At 30.7% G+C, this 2,407-nt stretch carries 3 protein-coding genes; 2 read left to right on the top strand and 1 reads right to left on the bottom strand.

The annotated features are described in order from the left end of the window. Positions 1-219 precede the first annotated feature (219 nt). Positions 220-849 carry an HD domain-containing protein gene (locus AB2369_RS12930; RefSeq protein ID WP_089863251.1) on the top strand — a complete coding sequence of 210 codons (630 nt, stop codon included), beginning with the start codon at positions 220-222 and terminating at the stop codon, positions 847-849. A gap of 50 nt (positions 850-899) precedes the next feature. After that, positions 900-1,418 carry a peptidylprolyl isomerase gene (locus AB2369_RS12925; RefSeq protein ID WP_089863249.1) on the top strand — a complete coding sequence of 173 codons (519 nt, stop codon included), beginning with the start codon at positions 900-902 and terminating at the stop codon, positions 1,416-1,418. Positions 1,419-1,516: 98 nt separating this feature from the next. Here the strand turns inward: AB2369_RS12925 and AB2369_RS12920 are convergent. Then, the coding region (locus AB2369_RS12920; protein ID WP_367666883.1) for an NAD(+) synthase at positions 1,517-2,407 on the bottom strand (891 nt) is incomplete at its 5' end.

Genomic DNA, 2,407 nt, shown 5'->3' with positions numbered 1-2,407 from the left:
ACTAACAATGAATAGCATTTAATCAATGAATAACTAACAATGAATAATGAACAATTAAGGAGATTTTTCTTCGCTATGCTCAGAAAAATTATAATTTTATTGGAATTGTTAAAGTAGTTGCACTATGGAAACCCCGTTCAGCTTTGCTGAACATTGAAGGTATTTTAGGTTTAACTAACATTCTCAAAAGTTAAAGAAAGGAGTGAGTAAATATAAATTATGGAAAATAAAATAGATATATTTAAAAATATAGAGAAACATTTGTTAGAAGATGAAAATCCTTCTAAATATTTAAATGAACTAAGTGAAGAAGGTGTTTTAAAGGAATATCCTTTTAATCTTTTGGAAAACTTAAAAAAGACTGATCAAAATTTAACTCATCATCCAGAAGGTACGGTTTGGAATCATACTATGATGGTGGTGGATAAAGCAGCTAAGAGTAAAGAACTAAGTGAAGATAGTAGGGCTTTTATGTGGTCAGCACTGTTACATGATATAGGTAAAGGCACTACTACTAAAATAAGAAGGGGGAAAATAACTTCTTATAATCATGATAAAGAGGGAGAATTTTTAGCTATAAAGTTTTTAGAAGAATTTACACAAGATAAGGATCTTATAAAAAAAGTTGCGGCTTTAGTAAGATGGCATATGCAACCTTTATTTGTAGCTAAAAAGATGAGATTTGCTGATATAGATTCCATGAAAAAAGAATGTTCACCAGAAGAAATAGCTCTTTTATCGAAATGTGATAGATTGGGTAGAGGAGACATGAATGAGGATAGAATAAAAAAAGAGGAAGAAGACATAGAAGTTTTTTTAAATACTGTAAAAAAAGAAAGTACTAAATAATAAAAAGTGGTATAATTAACAAAATAACATAAGATAAGGGAGAGAGTTAAATGAAAAATCCTATAATTACTATAACAATGGAAAATGGGGATGTTATGAAGGGGGAATTATATCCTGAAATAGCTCCAAATACTGTTAGAAATTTTATAAGTTTGATAAATAAAGGTTTTTATAATGGATTAATATTTCATAGAGTAATACCTGGCTTTGTAATTCAAGGAGGTTGTCCAGAGGGAACAGGAGTTGGAGGTCCAGGATATTCTATTAAAGGAGAATTTTCAGCTAATGGATTCCCAAATTCACTTAAGCATGAAGAGGGAGTTTTATCCATGGCAAGAGCTATGCACCCTGATTCAGCAGGAAGTCAATTTTTTATAATGGTGGGAGAAGCACCTCATTTAGATGGACAATATGCTGGTTTTGGAAAGATAACAGAAGGATTGGATGTAGCTTTTAAAATAGTAGATGAACCAACAGATTTTATGGATAAACCTTTAGAAGAGCAAAAGATAAAGGAAATAACTGTAGATACCTTTGGAAAAGAGTATGAAGAACCTGAAAAATTATAATTAAAAAGGGGAGCTGTTACATTAGGAATAATACTACAATGCATTATATGTAAATTCCTTAGTGCCACAGCTCTTTTTTTATAACTATCTATATATATTTATTCTAAAAAGGAGTTATAACTTCCATCAGAAGGCATTACAAAATCTCCCCTTGGAGAAAGACCAATGCTTCCTACTTTAGGTCCATCAGGTACAGTAGAACGCTTAAATTGTTGAGTGAAAAATCTTTTTATGAAGAATTTCAACCATTTTTCTATAATGTCTTTTTTATAATCTTCTCTAAAAGCTTCACAAGCTAGATAATATATTTTTTTAACATCAAAACCTTTTATAAAGTAATAAAGGAAAAAATCGTGAAGTTCATAGGGTCCTACTATATTTTCTGTTTTTTGACATATGTTTCCGTTAGCATCCTTAGGAAGAAGCTCAGGACTTACAGGAGTATCTAATATATCTAACAGTATAGAAGAAATTTCTTTATCTTCTTGTTCTAGGGCAACATGTTTTACTAAATACCTTACTAAAGTTTTAGGTACAGATGCATTAACGCCGTACATAGACATATGGTCACCATTAAAGGTACACCAACCTAAAGCCATTTCAGATAAATCACCAGTGCCTACAACTAATCCTCCTTCTTTATTGGCTATGTCCATAAGTATTTGAGTTCTTTCTCTTGCTTGAACATTTTCATAGGTTACATCGTGTATATTAGGGTCATGAGCTATATCTTCAAAATGTTGAAGACATGATTTTACTATATTTATTTCTCTTAAAGATATTTTTAACTTTTTACAAAGGCTTATAGCATTATTATAGGTTCTATCTGTTGTTCCAAATCCTGGCATGGTTATGGCAATTATGTTTTTAAGGTCTAGGTTTAAAAGCTCAAAAGTTTTAACTGTTACTAATAGAGCTAAAGTAGAGTCAAGGCCTCCAGATATACCAATAACTGCAGATTTAAGATTGGTATGTTCTAACCTTTTAGC

Origin of the sequence: Clostridium sp., assembly GCF_040797585.1 — a bacterium.
Taxonomy (GTDB): domain Bacteria; phylum Bacillota; class Clostridia; order Clostridiales; family Clostridiaceae; genus Clostridium_Z.
This window is presented reverse-complemented; position numbering and strand designations above follow the sequence as displayed.